The sequence below is a fragment of the Streptomyces sp. AM6-12 genome (assembly GCF_044327085.1).
Lineage (GTDB): Bacteria > Actinomycetota > Actinomycetes > Streptomycetales > Streptomycetaceae > Streptomyces.
In genome coordinates this window covers 137718-154731 of record NZ_JBIQWN010000003.1, presented here as the reverse complement: position 1 = coordinate 154731, position 17014 = coordinate 137718, and the positions used below count along the sequence as shown (strand labels likewise).

General features: G+C 71.2%; 14 protein-coding genes. 7 read left to right on the top strand and 7 right to left on the bottom strand.

Features of this window, described 5'->3' with window-relative positions:
• Positions 1–40: 40 nt before the first annotated feature.
• The 4 genes from ACE4Q9_RS33940 to ACE4Q9_RS33925 all read right to left on the bottom strand — a co-directional run bounded on the left by ACE4Q9_RS33940 (position 41) and on the right by ACE4Q9_RS33925 (position 3910).
• A complete protein-coding gene (locus ACE4Q9_RS33940) occupies positions 41–247 on the bottom strand; it encodes a ferredoxin (RefSeq protein WP_397988474.1) in 207 nt (68 codons plus the stop codon).
• Positions 247–1458 (bottom strand): cytochrome P450, encoded by a 1212-nt coding sequence (locus ACE4Q9_RS33935; RefSeq protein ID WP_397988473.1) that lies wholly within the window; start codon positions 1456–1458, stop codon positions 247–249. The genes ACE4Q9_RS33940 and ACE4Q9_RS33935 overlap by 1 nt, the downstream gene beginning before the upstream one ends.
• An 83-nt stretch (positions 1459–1541) precedes the next feature.
• Positions 1542–3074, bottom strand: coding sequence for an FAD-dependent monooxygenase (locus tag ACE4Q9_RS33930; RefSeq protein ID WP_397988471.1), 1533 nt, complete (start codon positions 3072–3074; stop codon positions 1542–1544).
• A 74-nt stretch (positions 3075–3148) separates the two neighbouring features.
• Positions 3149–3910 (bottom strand): thioesterase II family protein, encoded by a 762-nt coding sequence (locus ACE4Q9_RS33925; protein ID WP_397988469.1) that lies wholly within the window; start codon positions 3908–3910, stop codon positions 3149–3151.
• An 819-nt stretch (positions 3911–4729) separates the two neighbouring features.
• On the opposite strand from ACE4Q9_RS33925, the gene metK reads away from it, so the two are divergent.
• From metK to ahcY, 5 genes are read left to right on the top strand one after another with little or no spacing between them, the layout of a single operon-like run.
• Positions 4730–5938, top strand: a complete 1209-nt coding sequence (gene metK / locus ACE4Q9_RS33920) for a methionine adenosyltransferase (RefSeq protein WP_397988467.1) — start codon at positions 4730–4732, stop codon at positions 5936–5938.
• A gap of 30 nt (positions 5939–5968) precedes the next feature.
• Entirely contained in the window at positions 5969–6952 is a 984-nt protein-coding gene (locus tag ACE4Q9_RS33915; protein ID WP_397988465.1) for a carbohydrate kinase family protein, read from the top strand.
• Positions 6940–10401 carry a methionine synthase gene (gene metH, locus ACE4Q9_RS33910; RefSeq protein ID WP_397988464.1) on the top strand — a complete coding sequence of 1154 codons (3462 nt, stop codon included), beginning with the start codon at positions 6940–6942 and terminating at the stop codon, positions 10399–10401. The genes ACE4Q9_RS33915 and metH overlap by 13 nt, the downstream gene beginning before the upstream one ends.
• Positions 10398–11255 carry a methylenetetrahydrofolate reductase [NAD(P)H] gene (gene metF / locus ACE4Q9_RS33905; protein ID WP_397988463.1) on the top strand — a complete coding sequence of 286 codons (858 nt, stop codon included), beginning with the start codon at positions 10398–10400 and terminating at the stop codon, positions 11253–11255. The genes metH and metF overlap by 4 nt, the downstream gene beginning before the upstream one ends.
• Positions 11245–12648, top strand: coding sequence for an adenosylhomocysteinase (gene ahcY, locus ACE4Q9_RS33900; protein ID WP_397988462.1), 1404 nt, complete (start codon positions 11245–11247; stop codon positions 12646–12648). The genes metF and ahcY overlap by 11 nt, the downstream gene beginning before the upstream one ends.
• A gap of 75 nt (positions 12649–12723) precedes the next feature.
• Here the strand turns inward: ahcY and ACE4Q9_RS33895 are convergent, their stop codons facing one another.
• Both ACE4Q9_RS33895 and ACE4Q9_RS33890 read right to left on the bottom strand, forming a co-directional pair.
• Positions 12724–13395 carry a DUF4097 family beta strand repeat-containing protein gene (locus ACE4Q9_RS33895; RefSeq protein ID WP_397988868.1) on the bottom strand — a complete coding sequence of 224 codons (672 nt, stop codon included), beginning with the start codon at positions 13393–13395 and terminating at the stop codon, positions 12724–12726.
• Between the two features lie 220 nt (positions 13396–13615).
• Complete coding sequence (locus ACE4Q9_RS33890; RefSeq protein ID WP_397988461.1) at positions 13616–13939, bottom strand: acyl carrier protein; 324 nt, start codon at positions 13937–13939, stop codon at positions 13616–13618.
• Between the two features lie 198 nt (positions 13940–14137).
• Between ACE4Q9_RS33890 and ACE4Q9_RS33885 the strand changes: the two genes are divergently transcribed.
• Entirely contained in the window at positions 14138–15364 is a 1227-nt protein-coding gene (locus ACE4Q9_RS33885; protein ID WP_397988459.1) for a cytochrome P450, read from the top strand.
• Between the two features lie 15 nt (positions 15365–15379).
• On the opposite strand, the gene ACE4Q9_RS33880 is transcribed toward ACE4Q9_RS33885, so the two are convergent.
• A complete protein-coding gene (locus tag ACE4Q9_RS33880; protein WP_397988457.1) occupies positions 15380–16114 on the bottom strand; it encodes a helix-turn-helix domain-containing protein in 735 nt (244 codons plus the stop codon).
• Positions 16115–16346: 232 nt separating this feature from the next.
• Here ACE4Q9_RS33880 and ACE4Q9_RS33875 point away from each other — a divergent pair, with 232 nt between their 5' ends.
• Complete coding sequence (locus tag ACE4Q9_RS33875) at positions 16347–17009, top strand: DUF4097 family beta strand repeat-containing protein (RefSeq protein ID WP_397988455.1); 663 nt, start codon at positions 16347–16349, stop codon at positions 17007–17009.
• The last annotated feature ends 5 nt before the right edge of the window (positions 17010–17014 follow it).

The window sequence follows — 17014 nt, the reverse complement described above, 5'->3', positions numbered from 1 at the left end:
CACCGGTTCCGCATCTCTTCGAGGTGCTCCAGCCGAGCGTTCAGCTCTCGATGGTGATCCGTACGGCTCCGGAGGGGCAGGAATCGGCGGCGCGGCGGACGGACTCGTCGCCCGCGCCCGCCGCACGCAGCAACGTCACCCGCCCGTCCTCGTCCTGGTCGAAGTCCTCGGGCGCGATGAGGGCGCACATGCCGGCGCCGACGCAGCGGCTCGGGTCGACGACGAGCCTGAGAGTGCCGCTGTCCATCACTCCTCCCCCCACGTGACCGGGAGGTTCCAGACGCCGTAGATGTTCTCGCGGGTGCGCATGGGGATGTCCTCGGCGGAGGCGGCCAGCCGCAAGGACGGGAAGCGCTCCAGCAGCGCGGGGATGGTGACCCGCATCTCGACGCGGGCGAGCTGCTGGCCCAGGCACTGGTGGATGCCGTGCGAGAAGGCCAGGTGGCCGGAGGGCTTGCGGCGCAGGTCGAGCCGGTCCGGGTCGGGGTACTTCTTGGGGTCCCGGTTGCCGACCGCGAGGGAGAACACCAGCGTCTCCCCGGCCTTGATGGTCTCGCCGCCCACCTCGACGTCCTCCAGGGCGGTCCGGAACGCCATGTCCGCCACGCTCAGGTAGCGGAGCAGTTCCTCGACCGCGTCGTCGATCAGGGTCGGGTCGTTCCGCAGCTCGGTGAGCTGCTCGGGGTGGTTGAACAGCACGAACATGCCGGTCGCGATCATGTTGGACGTGGTGTCCATGCCGGCGCCCAGCAGGAACGCGCAGAAGCCCGCGATCTCGTCGAGGGTCAGGTCCGTGGCGGCCAGATCGCTGATCATGTCGTCCGTCGGGTCGGCCCGCTTCTCCACGACCAGGCTGTGCAGGTAGTCGTGGACGGCGTTGTGCGCCGCGCCCCGCTCCTCCAGGCTGACGTCCCAGCTCATCACCGTACGGGCCTGGTTGAGGAACTCCTCCCGGCGGTCCTCCGGGACGGCGAGCAGTTCGCAGATGGTCAGCGACGGAATGGCCTCCGCGAACACCTTCACCAGGTCCACCGGCGGGGTCAGCTTCTCCATGGCGTCCAGATGCTCGTTCGTCATCTTCTGGATGCGCTCGGTCAGCTGCCGCATGCGCCGGACGGTGAACAGTCCGGTCACCGCCTGGCGGATCCGGGTGTGGTGCGGCGGGTCGATCCCCGACGGGTCACCGACCATCGCGGGCGGCAGGGTGCCGCCCTCCTCGACGAACGGGAACGGGAGGTGCCACAGCTCGTAGCGGGCGCTGAAGCGCTTGTGGTCGGCCAGCACCTTCCGCATCAGCTGGTAGTCGGTGAGTATCCAGGCATAGTGGCCGTCCGGCAGCCGGACCCGGTGCACCGGGGCGGAATGCTGTAGTTCCCGCCATGCCGGGGACGGCTCGATGGGGCTTTCCTGGGTACGGGTCGAGGGCTGGAGCATCAGCTCGATCAGCTGCGCGGTCATGCGTACACCCTCCTGGGCAACGGTGTTGTGGGCGATGTCGACACTCGTCAGTCCTTACGTCTCATGGCGTCGGTCCGTGATCGTCAGTGCGGAAGCCGGCTCGTCGCGTCGGTGGGACCGCCGAACCAGGTGGTGAGGGCGGTGCGCAGGGCAAAGGTGCCGGGCACGCCGTCGTCGGCCGCCCAGGCGACATGGCCGTCGGGGCGGACGAGGAGCGCGGCGGGGGCGGGGATCTCGCCGACGGCCGGGACGACCCAGTGGTCGTCCACGCTCCGCGCCTCGACGAGGTCGACGCGATCGGCCCAGGCCCGCGCGAGCGCCGCCGCCTCGGCGCCGCCGCCCAGGTCGAGCAGGACGGGACGGGCGGTGTGCAGCAGCGCGTGGACGCGGGTGGCGCCGTCGGGCGTCTTGAGGTCGGCGTCGGGGACCCGGCGGCCCGTCAGCTCGTGGTCGCCGTCGGCGGGGTAGCGGATGTCCAGGGCGGTGAGCATGCCGCACAGCTTCCGGTTGACGTCGTCGAAGACGAGGAGCGAGCCGAACACCTCGCGCAGCGCGTCGGTCTGCGGGCCGGGGCGGGCCAGGGCCGACTGCGCGCGGGTGTTGAGCAGGACGCGCTCCGCGACGGGGTGGCGCTCGTCGTGGTAGCTGTCCAGCAGGGCCTCCGGGGCCTGGCCACGCACCACCGAGGCGAGCTTCCAGCCCAGGTTGACCGCGTCCTGGACGCCCATGTTCAGCCCCTGCCCGCCGGCCGGGAAGTGGATGTGCGCCGCGTCGCCCGCGAGCAGGACCCGGCCCTTGCGGTACTGGGCGGCCTGCCGTGCGGCGTCGTTGAACCGGGAGACCCAGCGCGGGCTGTGCATGCCGAAGTCGGTGCCGGCGAGCCGGACCAGCGACTCGCGCAGCTGCTCGAACGTCACGGGTTCGTCGCGGTCGGCGACGTGGTCGTACTCGGAGGTGATCACCCGGTACCAGCCGGGCTCGAAGGCGATGGCCGAGTAGTCGCCGCCCGCGCAGCGCCGCACCCAGATGTAGTCCTCGGTCAGGTCGGGGAGTTCGACGTCGCCGATCAGCGCGGTCATGGTGGGCTCGGTGCCGGGGAAGTCGATGCCTGCCAGTTTGCGTACCGTGCTGCGGCCGCCGTCGCAGCCCACGAGGTAGCGGGCGCGCACCGGCGCGGAGGCCGCGTCCGGCGTCCGCAGCTCGACCGTCACGCCGTCCTCGTCCTGCCGGACCCCGCTCACCTCGGCGGACCTGCGCACCCGCACGCCGAGTTCGGCGGCCCGCTCCTCCAGCAGCCGCTCGATCTCGGACTGGAGGATCATCAGCGGGTAGGCGTGCCGGGACTCGGCCGGGTCGAACTCCAGGTAGAGGCCGGAGAAGTGGCCCACCGGCTGGAGTTCGCCGGCGGCGAGGAAGCGGTCCAGGATGCCGCGCTGGTCCAGCACCTCCAGGGTGCGCGAGTGCATCCCGCCGGCCCGCGACTCGCCCGTCCGCTCCGGGAGCCGCTCGACCACCACCACGTCGACGCCCGACAGCCGCAGCTCGCAGGCGAGCATCAGTCCCGTCGGCCCGGCGCCCGCGATCACCACGTCGGTGTCCGTACCGGTGTTTCCCACGTCGTTTCCCCTCGTTGCGTGGTGCCTTGACTTCGTTGGATCGGTGCCGGCCGGCGGCCGGTGGCGAGGTGCGGTCAGGGGGCGGCGGTGCCGGCGAGCAGACCGCCGGTGACGGCCCGCGCGACCGCGTCGACGTGGTCGAAGAGGTAGAAGTGGCCGCCGGGGAAGACCCGCAGGTCGAAGTCGCCGGTGGTGTGCTCCCGCCATGCCTCGGCCTCGGGGAGCGCCACCATCGGGTCGTGGTCCCCGATCAGGACGGTCATCGGGGCGGTGAGCGGCTCTCCCCCGCGCCAGCGGTACGTGCCGAAGGCCTGGTAGTCGCCGCGCAGCGCCGGCAGCACCATCTCCTGGATCTCGGGGTCGTCGAGCACGGCCCGGTCGGTGCCGCCGAGCCGGCCCACGTCGGCCAGGATCTCGGCGTCGTCGAAGAGGTCGTAACGGGTCCGGTCGCGGACGGCGGGGCCGCTCCGGCCGGAGAGGAACAGCCGCCGCGGGGAGGGCAGTTCGCCGCGGGCCAGCAGGCGGGCGGTCTCGAAGGCGACGAGTGCGCCCATGCTGTGGCCGAACAAGGCGTACGGCCGTCCCGGATCCGCGGCCAGTTCGCGGGCCAGTTCCCCGGCCACCGCCTCGGCGAGCGGGGCCAGCGCGGTGAACGGCTCCTCCTCGTAGCGGTCCTGGCGCCCCGGATACTGGACGGCCACCACGTCGAAACCGCCGGCGAGTGCGCGCGCCAGCTTCAGGTAGGCCGTCGCGGAGCCCCCCGCGTGCGGGAAGCAGACGAGCCGCGGTCCATCCCCCGCGGCCGTGGTGAAGCGCCGGAACCACGTGCTGTTCACTGTTGTGTCCCTTCGTCTCGGCCCCGCCGGACCCGCTGTCGCCGCCGGTCGCACCGGTCGGCACGACGGCGCGCAGGAGGAGGGCCCGCCGGTGCCCATCGGGGGAAATGGGGGCGCCGGCGGGCGGTCCGCGGCTCCGTGAGGGCTCGTTCCGGTCCGCATCGGAGCGCACGCCCGAGGTTGCCGCGCCGGCCTCGACAGGTGCTCGCGGAGCGGTGGAGGGGCCGCGTGTCCGGGGCGTCCCAGGCGCTCCGACCGCCGTCGGGCGGCGGGCCGGACGCTGGCCGGTGGACATGCCGCGGGGCACCGCCGCGGTCGTACGGCCGTGCCCCCCACCTCGTGGGTCCCCTCGGTGTGTGCCCCGCCGACCGTGCGGGGCTTCCCGGTGTGCACCGCGCCGTGGCGGCCCGGTCCGGGGTCTCGGGACCGCGCCGCGCGCGACGTCGAGCGGTCCTCCAGCCGCCCTCCACGGGCCGAGGACACGCTGATGCCGCCGTGGCACCGCCAGGGAGGGGGACGACAGCACGCGTACGGGCCCCGCCGCCGTCCGTGTGCTGCCGGGGACGTCTCCCGGCCGGTCCCGCGGCACGGACTCCGGTGCGGCCGGCCCCGATCGCGGCGTCCGCGTCCCGCCCTCGCCGGCGGCGGCCGGACACGGCCCAGGGGGTCGGCCGCCGTCCGGGCCGCCGCGACCGCGCGGCCGCATCCCCAGCCGCGCCGCCGGCTTCGTACGGATCTCACGGCCGCCGCCCGGCGAGCCCGCCGGCCGCCCGGACCCGGGCGGCACGTTGGACACGACTGCTCACGCCTAGGAGAGACATGGCAACCCGGTTGTTCACCTCGGAGTCCGTCACCGAGGGCCACCCCGACAAGATCGCTGACCAGATCAGTGACGCCGTCCTGGACTCCCTCCTGCGCGAGGACCCGACCTCACGGGTGGCGGTGGAGACCCTGATCACCACGGGCCAGGTGCACGTCGCCGGGGAGGTGACCACCTCCGCCTACGCGGACATCCCCGGCATCGTCCGCAAGACCGTCCTGGACATCGGCTACGACTCGTCGGCCAAGGGCTTCGACGGCGCCTCGTGCGGCGTGTCGGTGTCCATCGGCGCCCAGTCCCCGGACATCGCCCAGGGCGTGGACACCGCGTACGAGCAGCGGCTCGGCCACAGCGATGACGAACTCGCCGCGCAGGGCGCCGGTGACCAGGGGCTGATGTTCGGCTACGCCACGCGGGAGACCCCCACCCTGATGCCGCTGCCCATCGAACTGGCGCACCGGCTGTCGCGCCGGCTGGCCGCGGTGCGCAAGGACGGTGTGCTGCCCTACCTGCGCCCGGACGGCAAGACCCAGGTCACCATCGAGTACCGGGACGACCGCCCGGTGCGCCTGGACACGGTGGTGGTCTCCTCGCAGCACGCGGCCGACATCGACCTCGACCACCTGCTGACCCCGGACGTGCGCCGGCAGGTCGTGGAGCCCGTGCTGGCCCGGCTGGCCGAGGACGGCATCAAGCTGGAGACCGACGACTACCGGCTGCTGGTCAACCCCACCGGCCGGTTCGAGATCGGCGGCCCGATGGGCGACGCCGGCCTGACCGGCCGGAAGATCATCATCGACACGTACGGCGGCATGGCCCGGCACGGCGGCGGCGCCTTCTCCGGCAAGGACCCGTCCAAGGTGGACCGTTCGGCCGCCTACGCGATGCGCTGGGTCGCCAAGAACGTCGTCGCGGCGGACCTCGCCGAACGCTGCGAGGTGCAGGTCGCCTACGCGATCGGCAAGGCCGAACCGGTGGGCCTGTTCGTGGAGACCTTCGGCACCGAGCGGGTGCCGCGCACCGTGATCGAGCGGGCCATCCGCGAGGTGTTCGATCTGCGTCCGGCCGCCGTCATCCGCGATCTGGATCTGCTGCGGCCGATCTACTCGCGCACCGCCGCCTACGGCCACTTCGGCCGTGAGCTGCCCGAGTTCACCTGGGAGCGCACGGACCGTGCCGACCAGCTCAACGCCGCCGCGGGTCGCTGACCGGCCGGACCGACAGGGACGGGAGTTCCCATGCGCATCGCGGTGACCGGCTCCATCGCCACCGACCACCTCATGACGTTTCCCGGCCGGATCGCGGATCAGCTGATCCCCGACCGGCTCGACCGTGTGTCGCTGTCGTTCCTGGCCGACGACCTGGAGGTACGCCGCGGCGGGGTCGCCGCCAACATCTCCTACGGGCTGGGCGGGCTGGGGCTCGGCCCCGTGCTCGTCGGCGCCGTCGGCAGCGACTTCGCCGAGTACGAGGTGTGGCTCAAGGAGCACGGCGTCGACACCGGCGCCGTGCATGTCTCGGCCCGGCGGCAGACGGCCCGGTTCCTGTGCCTCACGGACCAGGACGCCAACCAGATCGCGGCCTTCTACGCCGGTGCCATGGCCGAGGCGCGGGACATCGACCTGAGCCGCCTCGATCCGGTGCCGGACCTCGTGGTCGTGGCGCCGGACGACCCCGAGGCCATGGTGCGGCACACCGAGCGGTGCCGCGCGCTCGGCATCGCCTTCGCGGCCGATCCCTCGCAGCAGCTGGCCCGCCTCGACCGCGACCAGACGCGCACCCTGGTGACCGGGGCGCGCTGGCTGTTCACCAACGAGTACGAGTCGACCCTGCTGCTGGAACGCACCGGCTGGAGTCACGAGGACGTCCTGGTACGGGTGGGGTCCTGGGTCACCACGCTCGGCGCCGACGGGGTCCGGATCGAGACCGCGGACGGCCCGGTGCTCATCGTGCCCGCCGTCGCCGGTGTCCGGATCGCCGATCCGACCGGAGTCGGCGATGCCTTCCGCGCGGGCTTCCTCGCGGCCCTCGCCTGGGGACAGAGCCGCCTGCGCGCGGCCCAACTGGGGTGTGCGATGGCCTCGTTGGCGCTCGGCGAGGTCGGTTCCCAGTCCTACGAAGCCGATCCCGCCCTGCTGTGCGCCGTGCTCGCCGCGTCCTACGGCACGGCGGCGGCCGACGAGCTGGCGGCGCACCTGGGAGGTGTGCTGTGGCCGCGGTGACCGCAGGCTCCGAGACGCTCCGTGCGGCGCTCGCCTCCCGTGTGGTGGTCGCGGACGGGGCCATGGGCACGATGCTCCAGGCCCACGACCCGACCCTGGAGGACTTCCAGCAGTTGGAGGGCTGCAACGAGGTCCTGAACGTCACCCGCCCCGACATCGTGCGTTCGGTGCACGCCGCCTATTTCGACGCGGGCGTGGACTGCGTCGAGACCAACACCTTCGGGGCGAACCATTCCGCCGCGTCCGAGTACGACATCGCGGACCGGGTGTACGAGCTGTCCGAGGCGGGCGCCCGGATCGCCCGCACGGTCGCCGACGAGTTCACCGCGCGGGACGGCCGCGTCCGCTGGGTGCTGGGCTCGATCGGTCCCGGCACCAAGCTGCCCACCCTCGGCCACATCGGGTTCACGACCATCCGGGACGGCTTCCAGGCCAATGCCGAGGGGCTGCTCACCGGCGGTGCGGACGCGCTCCTCGTGGAGACCACCCAGGACCTGCTCCAGACCAAGGCCTCCGTGCTCGGCGCGCGCCGCGCCATGACGGCCCTCGGCGCCGAGGTCCCGCTCCTGGTCTCGATGGCCTTCGAGACCACCGGCACGATGCTCCTGGGCTCGGAGATCGGCGCGGCGCTGACCGCCCTGGAGCCGCTGGGCATCGACATGATCGGCCTGAACTGCTCGACCGGGCCCGCGGAGATGACCGAGCACCTGCGCTATCTCACCCGGCACGCCCGCGTCCCGCTGCTGTGCATGCCGAACGCCGGCCTGCCGGTCCTCACCAGGGACGGCGCGCACTTCCCGCTCGGACCGGAGGGCCTGGCGGACGCTCAGGAGACCTTCGTCCGCGAGTACGGCCTGTCGCTGGTCGGCGGCTGCTGCGGTACGACCCCCGAGCACCTGCGTCAGGTGGTGGAGCGTGTCCGGGGTCTGACCCCGCCGGCGCGTGACCCGCGCCCGGAGCCGGGCGCCGCGTCCCTGTACCAGTCGGTGCCGTTCCGGCAGGACACCTCGTACCTGGCGATCGGTGAGCGGACCAACGCGAACGGGTCGAAGAAGTTCCGCGAGGCCATGCTGGAGGGCCGCTGGGACGACTGTGTGGAGATGGCGCGGGAGCAGATCCGCGAGGGCGCGCACATGCTCGACCTGTGCGTGGACTACGTCGGCCGCGACGGCGTCGCCGACATGGCGGAGCTGGCCGGGCGCCTGGCGACCGCGTCGACGCTGCCGATCGTGCTGGACTCCACCGAGGTCAACGTGATCGAGGCCGGTCTGGAGCGCCTCGGCGGCCGCGCGGTGATCAACTCCGTGAACTACGAGGACGGCGACGGCCCCGACTCCCGGTTCGCGAAGGTCACGGCGCTGGCGCGGGAGCACGGCGCCGCGCTGATCGCGCTGACCATCGACGAGGAGGGCCAGGCCCGCACGGTCGGGAACAAGGTCGCCATCGCCGAGCGCCTGATCGCGGACCTGACCGGGAACTGGGGCATCCATGAGTCGGACATCCTGATCGACACCCTGACCTTCACGATCTGCACCGGCCAGGAGGAGTCCCGTGGGGACGGCATCGCCACGATCGAGGCGATCCGCGAGCTCAAGCGCCGCCACCCGGACGTGCAGACCACGCTCGGGTTGTCGAACATCTCCTTCGGTCTGAACCCGGCCGCCCGCATCCTGCTCAACAGTGTCTTCCTGGACGAGTGTGTCAAGGCGGGCCTGGACTCGGCGATCGTGCACGCCTCGAAGATCCTGCCCATCGCCCGGTTCAGCGAGGAAGAAGTCGCCACCGCCCTGGACCTGATCTACGACCGGCGCGCCGAGGGCTACGACCCGCTCCAGAAGCTCATGCAGCTGTTCGAGGGCGCGACCGCGAAGTCGCTCAAGGCGGGCAAGGCGCAGGAGCTGGCCGCGCTGCCGCTGGAGGAACGCCTCAAGCGGCGGATCATCGACGGTGAACGCAACGGTCTGGAGGCCGACCTCGACGCCGCGCTGCGGGAGCGTCCCGCGCTGGACATCGTCAACGAGACGCTGCTGGACGGGATGAAGGTCGTCGGGGAGCTGTTCGGGTCGGGGCAGATGCAGCTGCCGTTCGTGCTCCAGTCCGCCGAGGTGATGAAGGCGGCCGTCGCCCATCTTGAGCCGCACATGGAGAAGTCGGACGCGGAGGGCAAGGGCACCATCGTGCTGGCCACCGTGCGTGGCGACGTCCACGACATCGGCAAGAACCTGGTCGACATCATCCTGTCCAACAACGGCTACAACGTCGTCAACCTCGGGATCAAGCAGCCGGTCTCCGCGATCCTGGAGGCCGCCGAGGAACACCGCGCGGACGTGATCGGGATGTCCGGGCTGCTGGTGAAGTCCACGGTGATCATGAAGGAGAACCTGGAGGAACTCAACCAGCGCGACCTGGCCGGCAAGTACCCCGTCATCCTCGGCGGCGCCGCACTGACCAGGGCGTACGTCGAACAGGACCTCCACGAGATCTACCAGGGCGAGGTCCGCTACGCCCGCGACGCCTTCGAGGGTCTGCGCCTGATGGACGCCCTGATCGGCGTCAAGCGCGGCGTACCCGGCGCGAAACTGCCCGAACTGAAGCGACGCCGCGTACCCGCGCGGCCGGCGGTCCCTCAGGAGCCCGCGGAGGCCGGCCGCTCCGATGTCGCCACCGACAACCCCGTGCCGGCACCGCCGTTCTGGGGCACCCGTGTCGTCAAGGGCATCCAGCTCAAGGAGTACGCCTCCTGGCTCGACGAGGGCGCCCTCTTCAAGGGGCAGTGGGGGCTCAAGGGCGAGACCGTCGAGGGCGAGGGACGGCCGCGGCTGCGCATGTGGCTCGACCGGCTGCTGACGGAGAACCTGCTGGAAGCGGCCGTGGTCCACGGCTACTTCCCCTGCGTGTCCAAGGGGGACGACCTGATCGTCCTGGACGAGCACGGTGGTGAGCGCACCCGGTTCACCTTCCCCCGCCAGCGCCGCGGCCGGCGCCTGTGCCTGGCCGACTTCTTCCGTCCGGAGGAGTCCGGCGAGCGGGACGTCGTCGGCTTCCAGGTCGTCACCGTCGGCTCCCGCATCGGCGAGGAGACCGCCAAGCTGTTCGAGGCCGACGCCTACCGCGACTACCTCGAACTGCACGGCCTGTCCGTCCAGTTGGCCGAGGCGCTCGCCGAGTACTGGCACGCCCGCGTGCGCACCGAACTCGGCATCGGCGGCAGCGATCCGGCCGCCATGGAGGGCATGTTCCGCACGGAGTACCAGGGCTGCCGCTACTCGCTCGGCTACCCGGCGTGCCCGGACCTGGAGGACCGCGCCAAGATCGCCGAGCTGCTGGAGCCCGAGCGGATCGGCGTCCACCTCTCCGAGGAGTTCCAGCTGCACCCCGAGCAGTCCACGGACGCGATCGTCGTCCATCACCCGCAGGCGAGCTACTTCAACGCGGGAGGCCGCGCATGACGACGTTTTCCTTCGAGTTCTTCCCACCGAAGTCCGCCGCGGGCGAGCGGACGCTGTGGCAGGCGATCCGCCGAGTGGAAACGCTGCGGCCGGACTTCGTCTCCGTGACCTACGGCGCGGGCGGCTCCTCGCGGGACCGGACCATCGACGTCACCCGCCGCATCGCCACGCAGACGACCCTGCGTCCGGTCGCGCATCTCACCGCCGTGGGCCACTCGGTGACCGAGCTGCGGCAGATCATCGGCGCCTACGCGGACGCCGGCATCAAGGATGTCCTCGCCCTGCGCGGCGATCCGCCCGGCGGCCCCAGGCAGCCGTGGGTGGCGCACCCGGACGGCTTCAGCCACGCCTACCAGCTGGTCAAACTCGTCCGCTCGCTGGGGAACTTCACCATCGGCGTCGCCGCCTTCCCCGAGCGGCATCCCCGCTCGTCCGACTGGGACACCGACATCCGGCACTTCGTGGCCAAGTGCCGGGCCGGCGCCGACTACGCCATCACGCAGATGTTCTTCCACGTGGAGGACTACCTGCGGCTGCGCGACCGGGTGGCCGCGGCCGGCTGCGACATCCCGATCGTCCCCGAGATCATGCCCGCCACCGACATCCGCCAGGTCCGCCGGTTCGCCGAGCTGAGCGACGCCGCCTTCCCCGAGGACCTGGCCCACCGGCTGGAGGCCGCGCGCGACGACCCCGCCGCGGGCCACCGCATCGGCGTCGAGTACGCCACCGCCATGGCCGAACGCCTCCTCGCCGAGGGCGCGCCCGGACTGCACTACATCACCCTGAACAGGACCACCGCGGCCCTGGACATCCACCGTAACGTCATCAGTTCAAGGAGCATTCGTGTCGCCTGAGTTCACGGATTTCAAGGTCGCCGATCTCTCGCTGGCCGAGTTCGGCCGCAAGGAGATCGCCCTCGCCGAGCACGAGATGCCGGGCCTGATGGCGATCCGCAAGGAGTACGCCGAGCGCCGGCCGCTGGCCGGCGCCCGGATCACCGGCTCCCTGCACATGACGGTGCAGACCGCCGTGCTGATCGAGACCCTGGTCGCTCTCGGCGCCGAGGTCCGCTGGGCGTCCTGCAACATCTTCTCCACCCAGGACCACGCCGCCGCCGCCATCGCCGCCGCCGGCATTCCGGTGTTCGCCTGGAAGGGCGAGACCCTCCAGGAGTACTGGTGGTGCACCGAGCAGGCGCTGACCTGGGCGGAGAGCCCCACCGGCGGCCCGAACATGATCCTGGACGACGGCGGCGACGCCACCCTCCTCGTCCACCAGGGCGTCGAATACCGCAAGTCCGGTGAGCTGCCGCCGGCCGACAACGAGGAACTGGCCGTTGTGGCCGCCCTGTTGAAGGCGAGCACCCTCGACTGGACCGGCATCGCCGCCGAGATCCGCGGGGTGACGGAGGAGACCACGACGGGTGTGCACCGGTTGTACGAGATGCAGCGTGACGGTGTGCTGCTGTTCCCGGCGATCAATGTCAACGACGCGGTGACGAAGTCGAAGTTCGACAACAAGTACGGCTGCCGGCACTCCCTGGTCGACGGCATCAACCGTGCCACGGACGTGCTGATCGGCGGCAAGACCGCCGTCGTGTGCGGTTACGGCGACGTCGGCAAGGGCTGTGCGGAGTCCCTGCGGGGCCAGGGAGCTCGCGTGATCGTCACGGAGATCGACCCGATCTGCGCGCTCCAGGCGACGATGGACGGTTACCAGGTCACGACGCTGGACGAGGTCGTCGAGACCGCCGACATCTTCATCACCACGACGGGCAACAAGGACATCATCATGGCCTCGGACATGGCCAGGATGAAGCACCAGGCGATCGTGGGGAACATCGGTCACTTCGACAACGAGATCGACATGGCCGGCCTGGCGAGGATTCCGGGCATCGTGAAGGACGAGGTCAAGCCGCAGGTCCACACGTGGACGTTCCCGGACGGCAAGGTGATCATCGTGCTGTCCGAGGGCCGTCTGCTGAACCTGGGCAACGCGACCGGGCACCCGTCGTTCGTGATGTCGAACTCCTTCGCGGACCAGACGCTGGCGCAGATCGAGCTGTTCACCAAGCCCGACCAGTACCCGACCGGCGTGTACACGCTGCCCAAGCACCTGGACGAGAAGGTCGCCCGCCTCCACCTCGACGCCCTCGGCGTCAAGCTGACCACGCTGCGCCCGGAGCAGGCCGCGTACATCGGCGTCGAGGTCGAGGGCCCGTACAAGCCCGACCACTACCGCTACTGAGCCGACATGACAGCGCTCATGCCACCGGATGCGGTGGCATGAGCGCGCGGTCTTCGGTCCCTCGCTCGCCCCTGCTCAGAGGCTGCGGGCGGTGATGTCGCCGTAGGAGGTGGTGGCGCGGATGGTGAGGCCCGCTCCCGAACCGGCGGAGTTCTTCAGCGCGTTGCTGATCCGGCCGTAGTTGGTGCTGGCGTCCAGGGTGGCGGAGACACCCGCGGCGGCGCCGACGGAGATCCCGCCGTGCTGGGTGGTCAGGGTGACGGCGCCCTGCACGGCCTCGCCGACGGTGAGGTCGCCCTTCTGGGTGCTGATCTCGGCGGGGCCGTTCACCCGGCCGACGGTGATGTCGCCGGTGGCGAGGGTGAGCCGGGCGCTGCCGGTCTCCTCCAGCTTGACCGTGCCGGTGGCACCCTCGTACGTGACGTCACCGAGGCGGCCGACGCTGCTCAGTTCGGCGACGGAGGTCTTGGCGTCGACGCGGGAGCCGGCGGGCAGTTCGACCGTCACGTCGAGGGAGCCGGGGTGGCCGAGCATCCGGTTGCGCTCGGCGGAGACCTCGACCCGCAGCACACCGTTGTCGAAGGCGACCGTGACCTGCTCCGCGGCCTTGACGTCACGGCTCTTGGAGGGGTTCGCGGGCAGCACCTCGACGGTGGCCTCGGCGCGGTCGGTGGCGATGAACCGGACGTTCCCGATGGGGATGTCCAGGACGGCCGCGACGGGGGCGGGGGTGTCGAACGTACGGATGGTGCCCTGGTTCTGCTGCATCGCGCGCTCCTTCGGTGCGTTTTTCCGATGATGGAAACGCTACGTTGCTTTCCGAACCTCTGCAAGCCAGGTGTTGCGCAACTCCGTTGATTTCGCAGGTAGATGCAGGAAAACTGTTGCATCAGCCTTGAGGCTAACGCAACGGTCGGCAGGGCAAATGTTGCAACAGAATGAGAGTGAACGCTCGGCGGCCCGAGGCTCAGGCGGTGATCCAGGGCGCTGGGCCGCGCGTCGGGCCGCCCGTGGGCAGGGCCCGGCCCGTCTCCCAGGCCGGCTGCGTCGCGGCCGAGACGATCCCCCACAGATGACCGGCGGTCAGCGAGCGCACCGCGACGGTGACCTGACCGGCGAGGCTGACCCCGTAGGCGGCCTCCAGCGCGCAGACGATGCCGATGAGGGACATGGAGTCGAGGCCGTACGCCTCCATCGGCACATCGGCGGCGGGCACCTCGTCCTTGCCCAGGCCGGGCAGGCCCTGCCGGAGAATCGTCTCGAACCTCGCGTTCCACGGACTTGGGGCCATGGGTACGGACTTCCTTCCGGCTGGCGGGACGGTCCAGCTCGCGCACACGGCTGCGCGGCCGCCTCCACGGTGCCCCCGCCCGCTCGAGCCGCCGTGGAGGGGCGTTGGAACGCGGGGCACGGTGTCCGCGCGGTGTCCGCGGCGCGTCTGGCCCCCCGGCGATCCTGGCCCCGCCGACCACCAGGAAGGGAAAGACCGATGAGCCTCACGCCCGCCATCCCCCACAGCCTCCCCATGGACCGCGACGCGGGCCCCTTCGACCCGCCCCGCGACATGACCCGGCTGCGCGAGGCTCGCCCCGTCAGCCCGATGGTCTTCCCCGACGGGCACGAGGGCTGGCTGGTCACCGGTCACGAGGAGGCCCGCCGACTGCTGGCCGATACGCGGTTCAGCTCCCGCACGGACCTCGGCGTGCTCCACATGCCGTACGAGCTTCCCGGCATGCCCGCGGTCACCGAGCCGTCCCCGCAGGTGCCGGGCCTGTTCATCACCATGGACCCGCCGGACCACACCCGGCTGCGGCGCATGCTCGCCGGCGCCTTCACCGTCAAACGCATGAAGGAACTCGAAGGGCGCGTCCGCGACATCGCCGAGCGGCAGCTGGCGGAGATGGCGCGGCTGACCCCGCCGGTCGACTTGGTCGAGGAGTTCGCACTGCCGGTCCCGGTGCTGGTGATCTGCGAACTGCTCGGCATCCCCTACGAGGATCGCCGGAGCTTCCAGGCCGACTCGGCCAAGTTCATGGAGAAGGACGTGGTGCTGGAGGAGAAGACGGCCGCCTACACCAGCCTGACCACCTACCTGTCCGGACTGGTCACGCGCAAGCGGGCCGAACCCGGCGAGGACATCCTGTCCGACCTGGCCCGCCGTGCCGGCCTCACCGTCGAGGAGTTGACCGGCATCGCCTTCCTGCTGCTGATCGCGGGCCACGAGACCACCGCCAACATGCTGGGGCTGGGCGCGTTCGCGCTGCTGGAGCACCCCGAACAGGCGGCCGCGCTGCGGGCCGACCCGGCCCTGATGCCGCAGGCTGTCGAGGAGCTCCTGCGCTATCTGTCCGTGGCCGACATCTTCTTCCGGTACGCCACGGAGGACATCGAGCTGGGCGGCGTGACGATCGGCAGGGGATCGACGGTCGTCGTCTCGCTGCTGGCCGCCAACCGTGACGGCCGGCGCTTCGAGCAGCCCGACGCCCTGGACGTCCACCGCGCGACCCGCGGCCAGTTGTCCTTCGGGCACGGCGTCCACCAATGCCTCGGCCAGCAACTGGCCCGCATCGAGATGCGCGCCGCCTTCGCCGGCCTGCTGCGCCGCTTCCCCACGCTCCGACTCGCCGTCCCCGCCGCCGAGGTGCGGCTCCGGACCGACATGAACGTCTACGGCGTCCACGCGCTGCCGGTCACCTGGACCACGACGGCCCGCTAGGAACGGCGTGCCCGGTCACCCGGAGTCGTGACCGGGTTCGGCCGTTCTCGTGTAGAGGACCTCGCGGCCCTGTTCCGCGGCGCGGATGAGGGCCTCGCTGACGAAGTCGAGGAAACGGGCGGAGTTTTCGAGGCGGGCGGCGGCCGGGGTGCCGCGGCCGAGGACGCCGACGCCCTGGCGCGCGGTCTCGATGAACTGGTCGTTGGCGCGGGCGCTGCGGATCATCGCCTGGTACCACAGGTCGTCGTCCACGGTGTAGCGCTCGCGGCGTCCGCCGCGGTCGCGGCGGACGAGGTCGAGGCCCTCAAGGAACGTGATGGCCTTGGAGATGGAGGCCGGGCTGACCTCCAGGCGCTGGGCGAGCTCGGCGGCGGTGAGGCTGCCGGTGTCGGTGGTGTAGAGGCAGCCCAGCACCCGCGCCATCATCTTGGGCAGGCCGGAGGTCATGAACACCGTGGTGAGCGCCTCCTGGTAGTCCCGCACGGCCTCCGCGTCCCGTCCGTACGGCTGCGCGGACGACGCCTGCCCGCCCCGGGGTGCCGCCTTGCGGCGCTGGCGGGTGCGCTGCTGGGTGGCGCGGTGGGCCAGGTCGGCGCGGTAGCCGGTGGCGCCGCCGTTGCGCGTCACCTCGCGCGTGATCGTGGAGGTCGGACGGTCCAGACGGCGGGCGATCTCGGCGTAGGCCAGCCCGTCGGCCAGTCCCGCCGCGATCTGCTGGCGCTCCTGCTGGGTGAGTCTGCCTCCCGGCATCACGGCCCCCTTGTGCGTGTGGTGTTCCCGCTGACCCCTCCACCATAGCGTTCACACTCACCACATTGCAACGAACACTCTCACGGTCGTTGCGTTATCCAAGAAGACGGTGCAACGATTATTGCCATCTGACCTGCGAACTCGCATTCACTTAGCAAAGTGTCTGTTGCCAGAAGATGGAAAGCAACATAGCGTTTCCATTGTTCTGAACAACGTCACGAGGAGAGCCACGATGCAGAAGTTCGACACCACCGCCCCGATCTCCGTCGTCCTGGACATCAACGCCGGGCGTGTGCAGTTCATCGCCGCCCAGCGCACCGACACCGTGGTCGAGGTGCTGCCCGCCAAGGCCGGCAAGGGCCGCGATGTGAAGGCGGCCGCGCAGACCAGCGTCGAGTACGCGGACGGGGTGCTGCGGATCGCGAACGCCGTGAAGAACCAGTACCTGGGCCCCACCGGAGCCGTCGAGGTCACCGTCAAGCTCCCCGCCGGCTCGCGTGTGCAGGGCAAGGCCGCCAGCGCCGAACTGCGCACCGTCGGCCGCCTCGGCGACGTGGCCTTCGAGGGCGCCTACCGCGAGATCAAGCTCGACGAGACCGCCGGCCTGCGCCTCACCGCCGTCGACGGCGACGTCGAGATCGGCCGCCTGGGCGGCTCCGCCGAGATCAGCACCGCCTGCGGCGACATCCGCGTCTCCGAGGCCACCGGCGGCACGGTCGTGCTGCGCACCCACTCCGGCGACATCACCGTCGGCGCCGCCCCCGGCGTCTCCGCCGCCCTCGACGCCGGCACCAGCCACGGCCGCGTCGACAACGCCCTGAAGAACGACGGCACCACCGCGCTCGACATCCGCGCCACCACGTCCAACGGTGACATCACCGCCCGCAGCCTCTGACGCGC